Annotated in this window: 15 protein-coding genes; 6 read left to right on the forward strand and 9 right to left on the reverse strand. The window is 62.9% G+C overall.

Features of this window, described 5'->3' with window-relative positions; translation table 11 throughout:
- Nucleotides 1-38: 38 nt before the first annotated feature.
- From AC1D1Z_RS21220 to AC1D1Z_RS21245, 6 genes are read left to right on the forward strand one after another with little or no spacing between them, the layout of a single operon-like run.
- Complete coding sequence (locus AC1D1Z_RS21220) at nt 39-1340, forward strand: carbohydrate ABC transporter permease (RefSeq protein ID WP_131647157.1); 1302 nt, start codon at nt 39-41, stop codon at nt 1338-1340.
- 2 nt (nt 1341-1342) lie between these two features.
- Complete coding sequence (locus AC1D1Z_RS21225; RefSeq protein ID WP_477851644.1) at nt 1343-2185, forward strand: carbohydrate ABC transporter permease; 843 nt, start codon at nt 1343-1345, stop codon at nt 2183-2185.
- Nucleotides 2185-3240: an ABC transporter ATP-binding protein gene (locus AC1D1Z_RS21230; protein WP_018247003.1), complete on the forward strand. Its 1056-nt coding sequence runs from the start codon at nt 2185-2187 to the stop codon at nt 3238-3240. The genes AC1D1Z_RS21225 and AC1D1Z_RS21230 overlap by 1 nt, the downstream gene beginning before the upstream one ends.
- Nucleotides 3240-4019: a glycerophosphodiester phosphodiesterase gene (locus AC1D1Z_RS21235; protein WP_477851645.1), complete on the forward strand. Its 780-nt coding sequence runs from the start codon at nt 3240-3242 to the stop codon at nt 4017-4019. The genes AC1D1Z_RS21230 and AC1D1Z_RS21235 overlap by 1 nt, the downstream gene beginning before the upstream one ends.
- Nucleotides 4003-5007 (forward strand): LacI family DNA-binding transcriptional regulator, encoded by a 1005-nt coding sequence (locus AC1D1Z_RS21240; RefSeq protein ID WP_047622170.1) that lies wholly within the window; start codon nt 4003-4005, stop codon nt 5005-5007. The genes AC1D1Z_RS21235 and AC1D1Z_RS21240 overlap by 17 nt, the downstream gene beginning before the upstream one ends.
- Entirely contained in the window at nt 5007-5816 is an 810-nt protein-coding gene (locus AC1D1Z_RS21245) for an inositol monophosphatase family protein (RefSeq protein WP_131647158.1), read from the forward strand. The genes AC1D1Z_RS21240 and AC1D1Z_RS21245 overlap by 1 nt, the downstream gene beginning before the upstream one ends.
- Nucleotides 5817-5891: 75 nt before the next feature.
- Here AC1D1Z_RS21245 and AC1D1Z_RS21250 read toward each other — a convergent pair whose 3' ends face one another.
- From AC1D1Z_RS21250 to AC1D1Z_RS21290, 9 genes are all read right to left on the reverse strand, one after another.
- Nucleotides 5892-7550 (reverse strand): tetratricopeptide repeat-containing diguanylate cyclase, encoded by a 1659-nt coding sequence (locus AC1D1Z_RS21250; RefSeq protein WP_047622168.1) that lies wholly within the window; start codon nt 7548-7550, stop codon nt 5892-5894.
- A gap of 128 nt (nt 7551-7678) precedes the next feature.
- Nucleotides 7679-8542 carry a glycerophosphodiester phosphodiesterase gene (locus AC1D1Z_RS21255; protein WP_205912212.1) on the reverse strand — a complete coding sequence of 288 codons (864 nt, stop codon included), beginning with the start codon at nt 8540-8542 and terminating at the stop codon, nt 7679-7681.
- Nucleotides 8543-8706: 164 nt separating this feature from the next.
- Complete coding sequence (locus tag AC1D1Z_RS21260; RefSeq protein WP_131647160.1) at nt 8707-9801, reverse strand: pyridoxal-phosphate-dependent aminotransferase family protein; 1095 nt, start codon at nt 9799-9801, stop codon at nt 8707-8709.
- A gap of 11 nt (nt 9802-9812) precedes the next feature.
- A complete protein-coding gene (locus AC1D1Z_RS21265) occupies nt 9813-10595 on the reverse strand; it encodes an ABC transporter ATP-binding protein (protein ID WP_018246996.1) in 783 nt (260 codons plus the stop codon).
- The gene (locus AC1D1Z_RS21270) at nt 10592-11386 is read right to left on the reverse strand and encodes an ABC transporter ATP-binding protein (protein ID WP_131647161.1); all 795 of its coding nucleotides are present in this window, start codon (nt 11384-11386) and stop codon (nt 10592-10594) included. The genes AC1D1Z_RS21265 and AC1D1Z_RS21270 overlap by 4 nt, the downstream gene beginning before the upstream one ends.
- Nucleotides 11383-12216, reverse strand: coding sequence for an ABC transporter permease (locus tag AC1D1Z_RS21275; RefSeq protein ID WP_131647162.1), 834 nt, complete (start codon nt 12214-12216; stop codon nt 11383-11385). Before AC1D1Z_RS21275 ends, AC1D1Z_RS21270 begins: the two co-directional genes overlap by 4 nt.
- Nucleotides 12213-13202 (reverse strand): ABC transporter permease, encoded by a 990-nt coding sequence (locus AC1D1Z_RS21280; protein WP_131647163.1) that lies wholly within the window; start codon nt 13200-13202, stop codon nt 12213-12215. Before AC1D1Z_RS21280 ends, AC1D1Z_RS21275 begins: the two co-directional genes overlap by 4 nt.
- A gap of 40 nt (nt 13203-13242) precedes the next feature.
- Nucleotides 13243-14853 carry an ABC transporter substrate-binding protein gene (locus AC1D1Z_RS21285; protein ID WP_477851646.1) on the reverse strand — a complete coding sequence of 537 codons (1611 nt, stop codon included), beginning with the start codon at nt 14851-14853 and terminating at the stop codon, nt 13243-13245.
- A gap of 122 nt (nt 14854-14975) precedes the next feature.
- On the reverse strand, nt 14976-15594 hold a 619-nt coding region (locus AC1D1Z_RS21290; RefSeq protein WP_477851647.1), incomplete at its 5' end, for an LLM class oxidoreductase.

Raw genomic sequence — 15594 nt, forward strand, 5'->3', positions numbered from 1 at the left:
RCAGCGCCGCCCGGTCGGTCCGCGACGAGGGGGCTTCCATGAAATCGTCCAGAACGCTCGGACTGGTGATGATCGCGCCTGCCGCGATCATGATCATTCTCTTCTTCCTGATGCCGGTCGTTCTGACGGCGGTCTTCTCGATGACCAGCATGACGACGGCGACCGGCATATCCGGCGGTGTCTACCAGATCGCACCGAATTCCCTGATCGCGCTGAAATCGGCGATACCAGACATTGCCGCCGAGCTGGCCGAACCGCGCTACACGATCGACGAGGCGGGCCTCAAGGCCGTCGAAGGACTCGGGCTTGCGCCGGGGATTGCTGGGGAATTGCGCGCCAAACATGCAGGTGAGGTGTTCACGGCACGCCGCGACGTCGAGCGCATGCTCAAGGATCTTGCCGACCGGCCTTCGACGCGCGACGTCAAGCAGATCTCCGAACAGTTCAACCGCTCAGTTCTCAACACCCGCTTCGACAGCAAGGAGCAGCTCTTTTCGGCGCTGGATGGTCTGGGTTTCAAACTGACACCTGAGCAGAAGGAAACGGTCGCCAAGGCCACTTATACCGGCTGGGTTTGGACGACCGACAATTTCGCGCGCATGACCACCTCACCCGACATGGCCCGCGTGCTCTTGAATACCGTGCTTTACGTCGCGCTGGTGCTGATGCTGTTCAATGTCGGCTATGCGTTGCTGCTTGCCATCTGGACGCATTACATGCCGCCGACGCCAGCCTCGATCTTCCGCGGCATCTGGCTCCTGCCGCGCATTACCCCCGTCGTCATCTACGTCATGCTGTGGAAGTGGCTTGCCTGGGATACCGGCTTCATTTCGATCCTGATGGGCAAGTTCGGCTATCCGCCGAAGAACTATCTTCTCGACAACGCCTATAACGCCTGGTTCTTCGTCGTGCTGATCAACGGCTTCATCGGCGCCTCGATGGGCATGCTGGTCTTCTCCTCGGCGATGAAAGCCATTCCGAAGAGCCAGTTCTATGCGAGCGAGGTCGACGGCGCCTCGCGCTGGCAGCAGATCCGCTACATCATCCTGCCGCAGATGCGTTGGCCGATCCTCTTCGTTACCTGCTACCAGACCTTGTCGCTGCTTGCCTCCTTCAATGAAATCCTGCTTGCCACCAATGGCGGACCGGGCAACGCGACCGAGGTCTGGGCGCTCTCCGCCTATCACACTGCGCTCAGAAACTATGCCGGCAATCTCGAATACGGGTTGGGTGCCGCCATGGCGCTGGTGCTCGTCGTCATCGGCGTGATGCTGTCGCTCCTCTATCTGCGCGTCTTCAACTACGGCACGCTTGTCGCCAAGCCTTTGATCGAGGATTGACCATGGCCGAACGATCGCAGCCCTCGGCAAATTATCGCAGCTGGCCTGTCATATCGGCGCTGACCATCGTCAGCCTGCCGCTGCTCCTGATGTATGTCTATCTCTTCCTCGACACCGTGACCGTGAAGCAGGCGGACGCTCTGCTGCCCTCGGGCTTGACGCTTAGTCACTGGCGATTCCTCTGGCAGACGACGGAGGGCAAGGCAAACATCTGGCRGGTGACGCTGAATACATTGCTCTTTTCGGCCTGCACCACCAGCCTGGTGCTCATCGTCTCATCGATGGCAGGCTATGTGCTATCGCGGCTGAACGTCCCGGCGCGCGGCTTCTTCCTTGCCGGCGTCATGGTGCTGCATGCCTTCCCGTCGGTGACGTTGATCATCGCCATCTTCATCGTGCTGCAGATGATCGGTCTCTACAATTCGCTGATCGGCGTCATCCTGGTGAAGGCGGCGATTGACCTGCCGCTCGGCATCTGGCTGATGAAGGGCTTCTACGACACCGTGCCGTGGGAAATCGAAATGGCCGGCGTCGTCGACGGCGCCTCGCGCTTCCGGGTCTGGCGCAGCCTCGTGCTGCCGCAGGTCAAGCCCGGCATCATGGCGCTCGGCCTGTTCTMTTTCCTCTCCGGCTGGGGCGAGTTCATCCTGCCGCAGGTGCTGGCGCCTGGTAATCAGGTGCAGGTGCTCTCGGTCTATCTCGCGGCCTTCCTTGCCGACGACAACAACTATGATTTCAACATGTTCAAAGCGGTCGGCGTCTTCTACCTCGTTCCCGTGCTGATCGTTTACGCGCTCTTCAACAAATATCTCATGAACATCTACGGCGGCGGGAGCAAAGGCTGATGCGCATCCTCCTCGACAATTTTTCGAAGAGCTTCGGCTCCACCAAGGTCATCGAGAACATGCGGCTCGAAGTCGGCAGCGGCGAGATGCTGGCGCTGCTCGGCCCTTCCGGCTGCGGCAAATCGACGACGCTCTTTTCCGTCTGCGGCATCCACCGGCCGAGCGGCGGACGCATCCTCTTCGGCGACCGCGACGTCACCGACCTGCCGAGCCAGGCTCGCAATGTCGGCGTCGTTTTCCAGTCCTATGCGCTCTATCCGCACATGACGGTTACCGAGAACATCGGTTTTCCGCTGAAGGTGAAGGGCATGCCCGCCGCAGAGATCCGCAAGGAGGTCGACCGTATCGCCGCCCTCGTGCAGATCGGCAACCTGATGGGCCGCAGGCCGGCCGAGCTTTCCGGCGGCCAGCAGCAGCGCGTGGCGCTGGCGCGCGCGCTGATCCGCAAGCCAGATGTGCTGCTGCTCGATGAACCGCTCGCCAATCTCGACGCCAAGCTGCGCCTCGAAATGCGCTCGGAAATCCGCCGCCTGCAGCGGGAGACCGGCATCACCGCCATTCTCGTCACCCATGACCAGGTGGAGGCGATGAGCATGTGTGACCGCATCGCCATCATGAAGGAAGGCGAGATCGTCCAGATCGCTACGCCGGCCGAGATGTACAATGATCCGAAGACCGCCTTCGTTGCCGGCTTCCTTGGTAATCCGCCGATCACCTTCCTGCGCGGCGTTGTGGACAATGGCGCCTTCACAATCCCGCAAAGCGAGATCCGCGTGCCGCTGCCCGATACCGTCGGAGCCGCCGAGGGCACGAAGCTGATGCTCGGTGTCCGGCCGGAACATTTTACGCCGGCAGGCGACATCACCGTGCCCGGCAAGATCACCTTCGCCGAAACGCAAGGTCGCGAGAACCTCTACGACGTGGCTCTTGCCGGCGGACCGCTGCTGCGCTCCATCCAGCCGGTGCGCAGCGATGTTCACGTCGGCGACGACGTCCGGTGGGCGATCGACAGCCGCGGCATATTCGTCTTCGACGAAAATGGCAGGAGGCTCTGATGACCCGAGATTTCTCAGCATTTTTCCAGCGTTACGGCTGGCCGTCAGGCAAGGGTCGGCTTCCCTTTTGCATCGGCCATCGTGGCGCAAGCGGCCATGAACGCGAGAACACCCTTGCCGCCTTCCGCCGCGCTGCCGAACTCGGCGCTGAGATGTGGGAGCTCGACACGCAACTGACCAAGGACGGCGTGGTCGTCGTCTCGCATGACGACCATCTCGAGCGTGTCTTCGGCATCGACCGCCGCATTTCCGAAATGACGGCGGCGGAGCTTGGCGCACTTGACGGCGTCGACGTGCCGAGTTTTTCGCAGGTCGCCGCACTCGGCCGCGAGACCGGGACCGGTCTCTATGTCGAGCTGAAGGCGCCTGGAACCGGCATGCGCTGCTGGCGGCACCTTGCCGAGATGAACCAGCGTTTCGCCTGCCTCGGCTCCTTCGACACGGCGCAGGTGCGCGAGYTCAGCGACGCCGCCTGCGATTTTCCGCTCTCGGTGCTGATCCGTGTCGGCCACGATCCGCATGCGCTCGGCGACGAGGCCGGCGCCGATATCCTGCACCTCTGCTGGGAGAGGGCAGGCGAGCGTCCGCAGGATCTGGTGACCGACGCGCTGATGCGCCGCGCCTTCGAGGCGGGCCGCGAGATCGTGCTCTGGCACGAGGAGCGGCCGGCCATTCTCGATGACATCATGAAGCTTCCGGTTCTCGGCATCTGCACGGATCTGCCCGATCTGATGCGGCCGCCTGCGGTTAAGGAAAAAGCAGTTGGCAGACAGGGATAAGGGACCGCGCAAGGTAACTTCCTTCGACGTGGCGCGTGTGGCCGGCGTCTCGCGCGCTGCCGTGTCGCGCGCCTTCACGCCGGATGCCAGCGTCTCGCCGAAGACGCGCGAGAAGGTCTATCAGGCCGCCAAGGAACTTGGCTACCGGGTCAACTATCTTGCCCGAAGCCTGACCAACAAACGCTCCGATCTCGTCGGCGTCGTYGCCGCCGGCCTCGACAATCCGTTTCGCACGTTGCAGATCGAGAATCTGGCGAGAGTGCTGATCGCCCGCAATTTCCGTCCCATCCTGCTGCCGACCTCGCAAGAGGCGGACACCTCGACCGTCATCGGCCAGCTGCTCCATTACGCCGTGTCGGGCGTCATCGTCACCTCGGACGCCCCGCCGACCGAGATCTGCGAGCAATGCGCGGCCGAAGGCGTTCCGATCGTGCTGATCAACAAGGGCAACGACATCCCCTTCGTCGACCGCATCATCTCGGACGACCGCATGGCCGGCCATCTCGCCGCCACCCACCTGATCGACAGCGGCGTGCGAAAGCCCGCTGTAATGGCCGCCCCCGCTATATCCTATACGGCGCGGCGGCGCAGCGAGGCCTTCATCGCACGCTGCAAGCAGCTCGGCGTCGAGGCGCAGTTCCTGCAGATCAGGATCAATGATTACCGGAGCGGCTATGATGCGGCAGCCGAACTTGCCGCAACCGGCATCGACGGGCTGTTCTGCGCCAACGATTACATGGCCTGCGGCGTGATCGACCGCGTCTTGCAGGGCCGCGGCCGTGATGATGCGCCGCCGCTGCGCATCATCGGCCATGACGACATTCCTCAGGCGAGCTGGACCGCTTACGATCTGACGACCATCCGCCAACCCTGCGACGTCCAGGCCGAAAAGACGGTCGACCTGCTGATGAGCCGGATGGCCGAGCCGGACCTGACGGCGCGTGTCGAATTCACGCCGGTGACACTGATCAGAAGAAGGACTGCCTGATGAATTCCGCATTCGACGCCGCTGCCATCCGCGCACGGGCGGAGGTCGCCATCACCGTTGCCCTCGAGGTCGGACGGGAGACGGCCCGGTTTCGGCGCGACTCTGACCTCGGAACCCTCACCGTCGAGAACAAGGGATTGCAGGATTTCGTCACCATCGCCGACAGGAGGGCCGAGCAGGCGATCCACGACGGGCTGCTCTCGCGCTTTCCGGATGATAGTTTCATGGGCGAAGAGAGCGGCGGACGATCGGGTAAGGGCGGCACCTGGGTCGTCGATCCGATCGACGGTACGACCAACTATATCAGGGGCTTCCGGCACTGGGGTGTCTCGATCGCCTTTGTCGTCGGCGGAAAGGTGGAGGTCGGCGTGGTCTACGACGCCGCCGGAGACAARGTCTTTCACGCCGTCCGCGGCGGTGGCGCCTTCAAGGACGGGATTCCGGTCCATGCGGCGGCGACCGCCGATCCAGCCAATGCGCTTGTCATTCTCGGCCATTCCCGCAAGACGAGCTTCGACGACCATCTCGCGCTCTCGCGGCGGCTCCACGAACGCGGCATGGATTATCGCCGCATGGGCGCGGCCGCGATCGACCTCGTTCGTGTCGCCGAGGGTGCTGCCGATCTCTATTACGAACGCCACCTCAATGCCTGGGACATGCTCGCCGGCGCGCTGATCGCCGAAGAGGCCGGCGCTGTGGTGGCGATGCCGCCGGTCGATAGGCTGCTTGCACAGGGCGGACCCGTCATCGCCTACTCGCCGGGGCTTGCCGGCGAATTCGCGTTCATTCTCGACATCGAGGGGCTATAGATACACCTCTCCCACAGACGCGATCCGCCCGATTTGTGAGACTGCGAACTTCGCCCGAAAGTTACGGAACGCCCGTTACGCAACAACGCGATTGCGGCCGCTCTTTTTCGCCGCATAGAGATTCTGATCTGCGATCGCCAAAATCTCGTTCGGAGAATTGGTGGATAGAGTACTACCGGCGACACCGATGCTGATCGTCACATGCAGCCCGTTGCAGACCTCGGACCAGTCCCACCGCTCAATGGCCGAACGCAACTTCTCGCAGATATCGGTAGCGCCTCGGGGAGTGCCGGCGAGCAAGACGACGAATTCCTCGCCGCCAAAGCGAATTGCCTGATCGGTAATGCGCAGCTGGCCGCGCAGTATAGTTCCAATGGCACTCAGGACCCGGTCGCCGATCATGTGAGAGAAGTTATCGTTGATCGACTTGAAGTGATCGACATCCAGCATCGCGATCGAATATGGACGTTTCTCAGATGTCAGCGCTTTAAACCGGCTGTCGAGATATTTGCGATTATAGAGCCCGGTCAGTGCGTCCAGATAGACGGCATTGGCAAGGATATCGGTTTGCTCCTGCAATTTCTGATAGGAGGCCTCCAGCGTTTCTGCGCGCTTCGACTCCGTTTCGGCAACTTCCTTGAACCGTTTGGTTTCATAGTAGATTTCGGCGAGACGTGCGCGCCGCTGGGTACTCTCGGCGCTATTGCGCAAATAGGCCTGGTGGTATTTCTTATGTGCCTCCAGCGCCTGATCGAACTGCCCCAGCCCCTCATAGGCCTGCGACAGATAAAGATAGATCTGAACATAGGAATCGAAACTGCCGCCGGCGTCGATCAGCTCCAGCGCCTCGAGCAGCGGCGACAGGGCTTCCGTGAATTTTCCGGAATTGTTGTAGATCTGGCCCAGGGTGTAGAGATATTGCTGCCTGTCCCGGACATAGCTGTTCTCTTGAAACAGCCGGTAGCGCTCCATGCATTGCAGCGCCTTGTCATGCTCGCCCAGATGGCTGTGGAACTCGGCCTTGTTGCCGAGGCAGATACGAGCAGCCCAGCTGTCGCCGATCTCGGTTGCGATGTCGAGCGCCTGTTCGGTCAGTTCCAGTGCTCTGACCAGCATCTGGTGTCCTTCCTCCGGCCGGCCGAGCGCCTCCGCGATATATCCGCCTTCCGAATGAGCGCCGCCGAGATTGATCAGCCACCAGCATTCATAGGTTCTGTCGCCAATCAATCTGGCGAGTTCGACGGACCTCTCGCTCATCAAGATGGCCCGGTCGGGCTGCTTGTTGTACCAGAAGATAATCCCAACGACGTTAGTCGCCAGGCTTTGTGCTTTCGAGTCTGCYGTCTTGTCGGCCAGATCCAAGGCGCGGGTCGCTTCTTCGATCGCTTCCTCCGGCAAGCCCAATTCCAAGAGAAGCCATCCGAAATACGCGCGGGCGCAGGCTTCCTGTTTGCGCTCCCCGTTCAATTTCCAGAAGTCTACCGCCCGCCGAATATGCGTCAGCCCAAGTTCGGCCTTGCCGATTTGAAAACAGTACCAGGCAATGTCGGTGTCGCATTGCGCGGCGAGCCGATCGTCGCCCCGCGCCTTGGCATCAGCAAGGATTTCGCCGGCCAGTGCGAGTGCCTCAAGCGAACGGCCTGTACATCCAAGATGCCACGCTTCTTGTAAGTTGGGATTTGCCTGCTGAGTAACTGCTTCAGTATCAACAACTTGCATCTCGAACACCAACATTTTTCTGCTGGTATGGATAGCATCAGAAGTTTAAAATGATGCAAATTGCAAAAAGTACGCGACAAGCCCGGAAATAGGCTATCGAAAATCTCTCATAACTTTCGACACCATGCGCCGACGCCCGCTGGTTAATCCGCCATGCGGCGGTCCCAGGCGCGTTCGGTCGCCGGTGCCTCGTCGGTGGTGATCTGATCCGGCTTCAGGGCCATCAGCGCCTGGAAGTTTCGCCATTCCTCTTCGCTGAAGCCGGCCTCCGGATCCTTCAGGGTGAAGGTCCAGGCATCGACGCGTTTGCCTTGCTCCTGGCAGAGCGCGATCATGTCGAGACCTTCCCTGGCGGCGCCTAGGATCAGTGACCATTGGAGGTAGATCGTATCCGGTTCCGTCGGGCCGCGCAGGTCGGCGCGCAATTCCGCCTCGACCGCCCTCCAGCCGCGAGCCTTGCTGATATCGTAGAGCTTGTCGGTGGGGTCGATCCCACGCAGCAGATGCGGAAGCTTCTCCTTGACCGCGACGATGAGATCGAGACTGTCGCCGCTGACGATCACCGAGGCGGCGATATCGCGGAAATGCTCGGCAAGATGCTCAATGCCCCTGGCGCCGATCGCCTCGTAGTCGTCCTTCATATCGAATTGCAGCAGCGCGGCCGGATTCGTCGATTGCATCATGGCGGCGAGATCCTCGCTGAGGATCAGCGGCCGGTCGCCCTCCTGCATCCTGATATCGCCGAGGTCGCCGATGCTCTTTTCGGTGATCGGTCCATGCCCGGTCGTTTCACCTTCGAGGTCCTCGTCGTGCAGCACGACGAAACCGCCATCGGCGCGCACGCGCAGATCGAGCTCCATCGAGGCGCCTGACGCAAATCCCTCCGCCATCACTTCGGCTGAGAACAACGGATCGGCAAACCGCTTGCGCAATCGGTGCCACTTCAGGCGGGTGCGATGCCCCTCATGTGAAATCTCCAGGCCCTGCGCATCCAGCAATTTCGTCATCTGCACCAAGTCTCCGCGATACCACTCTCCTGCCTTGATGAGCCATGATTATCAAGGGCCGGATACGGCTTTCATCGGGGTGCCGCAAAGTTTTCGTCAGGCCGGGCCTAAGCCGGGGCCGCTTGTGGTCGCCGACATGCCTTCCTGATTCGGAGAGCATCGTCTCAGCGACGGTAGGCTGCAGCTATCGCCTCGGAAGCGGCTGATATATCCGAGGGATGGCCGGCCTGCCTGAGGGCCGCGCCATACGCCACGACATTCGAGAGCACCGTCTGGAATGCGGCGCGCGGACCCGTGTGGTTCAGCCGCAGGAGACGGGCCGGCCCGGTTCCGACGCCTTCGGTCAGCTCGACTCCCAACTGCCCGGCGGCTGCGATCAGCGCGGCAGGCGCCAGCGACTCCGGCACCGGCACCGCCGTCACCAGGTTCGAAGCCCTTGCTGCCGGTACCCAGTCCGGGGCGCCGAGCGCGGCAAGCCCCGCCCGTGTCGCCGATGCCGCCAGCGCATGGCGGGCGACGATATTCTCCAGGCCTTCGGCCTCGACGTGGTCGAGCGCCGTTTCCAGCGCGAAGAATTCCAGCGGCGCCGGCGTTCCCGGCAGGCCGCGTCGGCCGCTGTCGACCCAGGTCTTCAGATCGGCCAACGACAAGATCGAATCGCGCGGTGCACCATCTCTGAGAATGAGATCCCAGGCGCGGCGGCTAACCGTAAGCGCGGAGACGCCGGCCGGCCCGCCGAGCGCCTTCTGCGGACCGATMACCGCGATGTCGATGCCGAGATCGTCGACATCGAGCTGATGGCCACCGACCGAGGCGACCGCGTCGACGACGGTGACAATGCCGCGAGCCCGGGCAAGCGCCAGTATCTCGGGGAGAGGATTGAGAATGCCGCTCGCGGATTCCGCGTGCACAAGAGCGAGCACATCGATCTTCGGACCCGTCTGGAGCGCTTTGGCGACTGCTTCGATCTCGATCGGCAGGCCCGGTTCGGCGACGATATCGGCGACCGCCGCGCCACCCCGTCGCAGCCATTGCCCGAACCAGCCGCCATAGGAGCTGGTGATGATGTTGAGTGCTGTGCGGCCCGGGCGCGCAAGGCTGACCGCGGCGGCCTCCAGCGCCACCACCGCTTCTGCCTGCACCAGCAATATATCGTTGCGGCTGCGCAAGATGTCGCCGATTCTGTCGGCAAGGACGGCGTAGCGCTCCGCGGGATAGGAGGGCACGCCATGCAGGGGATTCCAACCAAGATCGGACATGGATACTTCCTTCAGCAGGGATCGGTCACGAGACGGGGGACGGCGGCAACGAGCGCACGGGCAGCCTCGGATTGCGGCGCCGCAACGACCGCCGCTGCCGGTCCGGTCTCGACGATCCGCCCACCATCCATGACGGCGATGCGGTGGGAGACGGCACGGACCACGGCAAGGTCGTGCGAGATGAAGAGACAGGCAATGCCCTGTTCTTTCTGCAGGTCGACCAGAAGCTCCAGAATTCTGCCGCGCACGGTGACATCGAGGGCGGACACCGCCTCGTCGAGCACGAGCAGCGATGGCTTTGTCGCAATCGCCCGCGCAATCGCGACGCGCTGACGCTGGCCGCCGGAGAGCGAACGCACCGGCCGGGCGGCATGATCGGCGGTGAGGCCGACACGCTCCAGCAGCATGACGATCTCGCCGGGGCGCCGGTCCTTCGCCGCAATGCCATGGATGCGAAGCGGATCGTCGAGCACCGTGCCGACGGTCGCCAGCGGATTGAAGGCGGCGAGGGGATCTTGAAACACCATCTGCATGCGCGCCCGCTTGCGGCGCAGGGGCGCACCATCAAGTGCCAGCCAGTCTGCCCCTTCGAAGCGGATCGAACCGGCATCGGACGAGAGGAGCCGCAGCAGGATACGCGATAATGTCGATTTTCCGCTGCCAGAGGCGCCGACGAGACCGAGTGTTTCCCCAGGCGCGATCGTCAGCGACACATTATCGAGGGCGGCAACCTGCCTGCCGGCAGAAGAAAAACCTTTCGACAGGTTTTCGACGGAAAGCAAGGTATCGTTCATGCCGGCACCTCCGCGATCAGCGGCGGCGTTGCGAGGTCGCGATGGCTGGCGATGAGGGCGGCGGTATAGTCGCTTTTCGGCGCCGAAAGCACTGAACGGACGGGGCCCGCCTCGACCAGCTTGGCATTGCGGAAAACGGCGATGCGATCGACGAATCCGGAGGCAAGCGCGATGTCGTGGGTGATGAAGAGCAGCGTCATACCGTCCTCGCGTACCAGCCCGTCGAGCAGGCGGACGATCTCGGCCTGAACGACGACGTCGAGCGCACTGGTCGCCTCGTCGGCGATCAGTAGGGCAGGTTGCGCAGCGATGGCCGCCGCGATCGCCACACGCTGGCGCTGGCCGCCGGAAAGCTGATGCGGAAAGGCCCGCATCGCCTTGTCAGGCTGCGGTATTCGCACCCGCCCGAGTAATTCCCATGCCCTGACATAGGCCTGCTTCCAGCTGAGGCCGAGATGGCGCCTGGCGCCTTCGGCAACCTGCTCGCCGACCGTCAGGACGGGATTGAGGCTGGAGCCTGGATCCTGGAAAACCAAGCCGAAGTCGCGGCCTGGGCGCGGCGGACGACCAAGTCCGGGCCAGAGCATCTCGCCGCCGACCTTCGCTCCCTCCGGCAGCAGGCCGGCAAGCGCGCGGGCGAGCGTACTCTTGCCGGAGCCGCTTTCGCCGATGATCGCCAGCCTTTCGCCGGCGACGATATCGAGATCGACGCCATCGAGTGCGGCCGCGCTATTCCTGTCGCGCCCATAGGTGATCGAAAGCTGTCGCAGGCTGCAGAAAATGCCGCTCATGCCGCCCTCACAACGTCATCGCCAAGCACCTTGCCGAGACCCTCGCTGAAAAGATGGACGCCGAGCACGGTCACGGCGAGGGCAGCGCCCGGTATGACCGAGAGATAGGATGCCGAACGCAGAACGCTGCGACCCTCGGCGATCATCGAACCCCAGGTGGCGATATTGGGATTGCCGAGGCCAAGGAAGGACAGCGCCGCCTCGGTGAGGATCGCACCGGCGACGATGGTGGCGGAGAGCGCCAGCACCGGCGGCAACGCGTTTGGCAGGATTTCCCGGAAGGCGATCTCGGCCGGATGCATGCCGATCACCCTTGCCGAGGCGACGTAATCCTGCTCGCGGATTGCAAGCACCTGCGCTCGCGTCAACCGCGCCGGGTCTGCCCAGGTGCCGAGCGCAATGGCAAGGACGACGACATGCGTCGAGACCCCGATGGTGCTCACGAAGGCAAGGGCAAGCAGGAAAGCCGGCACGATCTGGAAGGCATCGACCACGCGCATCAGCGCTTCATCGACCAGCCCGCCGGCAAAACCCGCCGCCATGCCGACGCAGAGCCCAAGCACCATGGCCGAAAACGCCGCAGCCAGACCAACGGCGAGCGAGGTTCGCGCGCCGTAGAGCAACCCCGCCAGGACGTCGCGGCCGAGCCGGTCGGTGCCGAGCGGAAAAGCCGGATCGGCGAATGGCGCCAGCAGGGCGCGGCCGGCAATTTTCAGCGGATCGCCCGGCGAAATAACGGGAGCGAGCAGCCCGGCCGCAAGCAGGACGAAAAGGATCGCAAGTCCGGCCACACCTTCCGGCGTGCGCAACAGGCGTCGCAGCCAGCTCATACGTCGCCCTCCGAAGCGCCGATGCGCGGGTCGAGTGCGGCATAGACGAGATCGACGAGGAAATTGACCGAGATGACGAGGACGGCGCTGGTGACGACGATGCCCATCAACAGCGGCGCGTCGCGGCCGTTGACCGCCTCCTGCGCCAGCCGGCCGAAACCCGGGATCGCAAAGACGCTCTCGATCACCACGCTGCCGCCGAGCATGGCGGCCGATTGCAGCCCGAGCATGGTGACGAGCGGCAGCAGCGCATTACGCGCCACGTGACGCAGCACGATGCGGCTGCGCGACAGGCCCTTGGCCCGGGCGAAGAGCACGAAATCCAGCTTCCACGCCTCCGCCATGCCGCTGCGCATCACCCGCAGGAACAAGGCGAGATAGATCAGGGCCAGTGCGCTCACCGGCAGAACCAGATGATCTGATATATCGAGCGCGCGCGAAAAACCCGTCTTGCCGGAAGCGATCGTCTCGACGCCAGCGATCGGAAACCAGCGCAGCTTCACCGAGAAAGCGATGCTCAGAACCAGGCCGAGCCAGAAACTCGGAATGGCGTAAACAATCAGCGAGCCGATCGACAGCAGCCGGTCCCGTAGGCTACCCGGCCGCGCCCCGGCAAGGATGCCGAGCGCCGAGCCGAGACCGAAGGAAAGCGCCGTCGCACTGCCCATCAACAGCAGCGTATTGGGCAGCCGTTCAGCGATGAGCGCACCGACCGGCCTGTTGAAGGCGACCGACCAGCCGAGATCGAAGCGTGCGAGCGAGGAAAGATAGAGCCAAAGGCGCGCGAGCATCGATTGGTCGAGGCCATAGCTCTCGCGCAGCGACTGCCTAAGTGCGGCATCGCCGCCGCCGATCGAGCCGAGATAGGCGTCGACGGCATCGCCCGAGGCGGTTTCGAGCAGGAAAAAGGTGAAGATCACCACGGTCAGCAGCACCGGAATGCTGCTGATCGCCCTGCGCCTCAGGAGGATGATTGCACGTTTCACGCCGGACAGGGCCTCTGGAAGAGAATTGCCGCCGATTCTATCACGATTGCAGCGCGGTATCGCCCCAGTTCGAGACGGCCCAGCGCGGATTGTCTGCGACGTTGAGCACGGTGTCGCGCGCGACGGTGATGAACCCCCATTCCGCAACGTTGATCAGCGGCAGATCGCCGACGACGAGCTGCTGGAACTTGCGGTAGAGATCGGTGCGCGCCGCCGTGTCGACCGTCTCGGAGGCCTGCTTGATGATCTTGTCGAGCTCCGGATTGACGTAGCCGCCCTGGTTGGAGAAGGGCACACCATCAGGGGTGCCGGACTGGACGAGAATGGTGGTGGAGATCGCCGGATCGCCACGGAAGACCGGCGGACCGACGGCGAGGTCGAAGTCGTGGTCGGTATAGACTGCCTTCTGATGTGCGGCCGCATCGGCATTGACGATCTCGGCATCGATACCGATCACGGCAAGCGCCTGGCGAAGGTAATCGCCAAACTGGCGGGTCTCGTTAAAATAGGGCGCGGGGCGGAGCTTCAGCGTAAAGCGGTTGCCGTCTGCCCCCTGTTTGTATCCTGCTTTATCGAGGATATCGTTCGCCGCTGCGGGGTTGAAATCATAGGCCGCGACATCTGATGTATAGAACTCCGGCGCATTCTTCGGCACCGGACCGGTCGAGGCCGCGGCGTAACCGAGGAAGATCGTGTCGACCACGAATTTCTTGTCGATCGCCTGCGCGATCGCCTGACGGACTCTGAGATCGGCCAGTTCCTTGCGACGATGATTGATCTCGACGACGAGCTGATAGGTCAAAGCCTCGTAGCCCTTTGAGATCACCTTGATGCCGCCGACCTTCGAAATGYGGTCGAGATCGGCGAGCGGCACCGCGGAGAAGGCGGCAAGCTGGATTTCGTCTGCTTCGAGCGCCGAACCCGCCGCTTCGCGATCGGGCAGCACGCGGAAGACGATCTCGTCGAGTTTCGGCTGGTCCTTGTCCCAATAATTCTCGTTGCGCGTCAGCCGGTAATATTCGCCGGGCTTGTGTTCGGCGAACTTGAACGGACCGGTGCCGATCAGCGTGTTGTTCGCCGGATTGGTGGTGATATCGGTGCCGTCGAAGATGTGCTTGGCGACGACGCTGGTGACGACAGGCAGCGCGTTGCGGATCAGCTGGAACGGCGTCGGCTTGGAGAAGCGGAAGATGGCGGTGTAATCGTCGGGCGTATCGACGGCTTGAAGATTGGCAAAGACCAGGCGGCCGAGATTCTGCAGCGGCTTCCAGACGTTGAGCGCCGAGAAGGCTACATCGACCGAGGTAAACGGCTTGCCATCGTGCCAGGTGACGCCGTCGCGGAGCTTGAAGGTAACGGAGAGGCCATCGGCCGAGCCTTCCCAGGAGGTGGCGAGGCGCGGCGAAAGCCCATCCTTGCCGTCGAACGACGCTTCGGCGAGCGGCTCGATCACCTTGCTTGCGACGAAAAATACGCCGTTCGAGGCGACGATGGCAGGATTGAGGTTCTTCGGCTCGGAATCGGCTGCAACGATCAGCCGGCCGCCGGCGGGCGCGGTCTGCGCGAGCGCCTGCCGGGCGAGCGCCGTCGAGGCAAGGAGCAGGGCGGTGCCCTTCATCAGCGTGCGCCGCGAGATAGATGATACGGTCATGACCCCTCCTGATCGGTGAAATTCGGGTGCCCATATTCAGGGCGAAATGCAAATTGTCATAGAGGTTAGATTCGAATAGTCGGGCTGGGCGAGATATTTTTTGTCACCCAGCCATTATTCGCTCAGCCGTTGGCGGCGACACGTGCGGGCGCGTCGAAGAGATTGCGATAAGCGGCGCCCGGATGTGGCGCGACGAGCCGCGGCCCCGCTCCCCCGAGCTTTTCGCGCAGCGTTCCCTTGGCGTATTCGGTCTTGTAGACGCCGCGCTTTTGCAGTTCCGGCACCAGCAGATCGACCGCGTCCTCGAAACTTTCGGGCGTCACGGCATAGGCAAGGTTGAAGCCGTCGACATCGGTGTCTTCGATCCATTCCTGCATCAGATCGGCGACCGTCTGCGGCGAGCCGACGAAAACCGGGCCGAAACCGCCGATGCCGACCCAGTCGGCCATTTCGCGCACCGTCCATTCCTTGGTGGGATCGATTGTCGTGAAGGTTTCGACGGCCGATTGCACCGCATTGGTATGACGGTGCCGCAGCACCTCGTCCGGCCCGAACTGGCCGAAATCGATGCCGGTCCAGCCGGAGATCAGTGTCAGCGCGCCTTCGAAGGAAGCGTATTTGCGGTATTCGTTGAACTTCCGCTGTGCTTCCGCATCCGTTTCGCCGAGGATCACGGTTTGCAGGTTGAAGGCGAGGATTTCGCGCGGGTTGCGGCCGACCCGTTCCGCCGCCTCGCGGACA

This window comes from Rhizobium sp. P1_E1 (assembly GCF_056406015.1).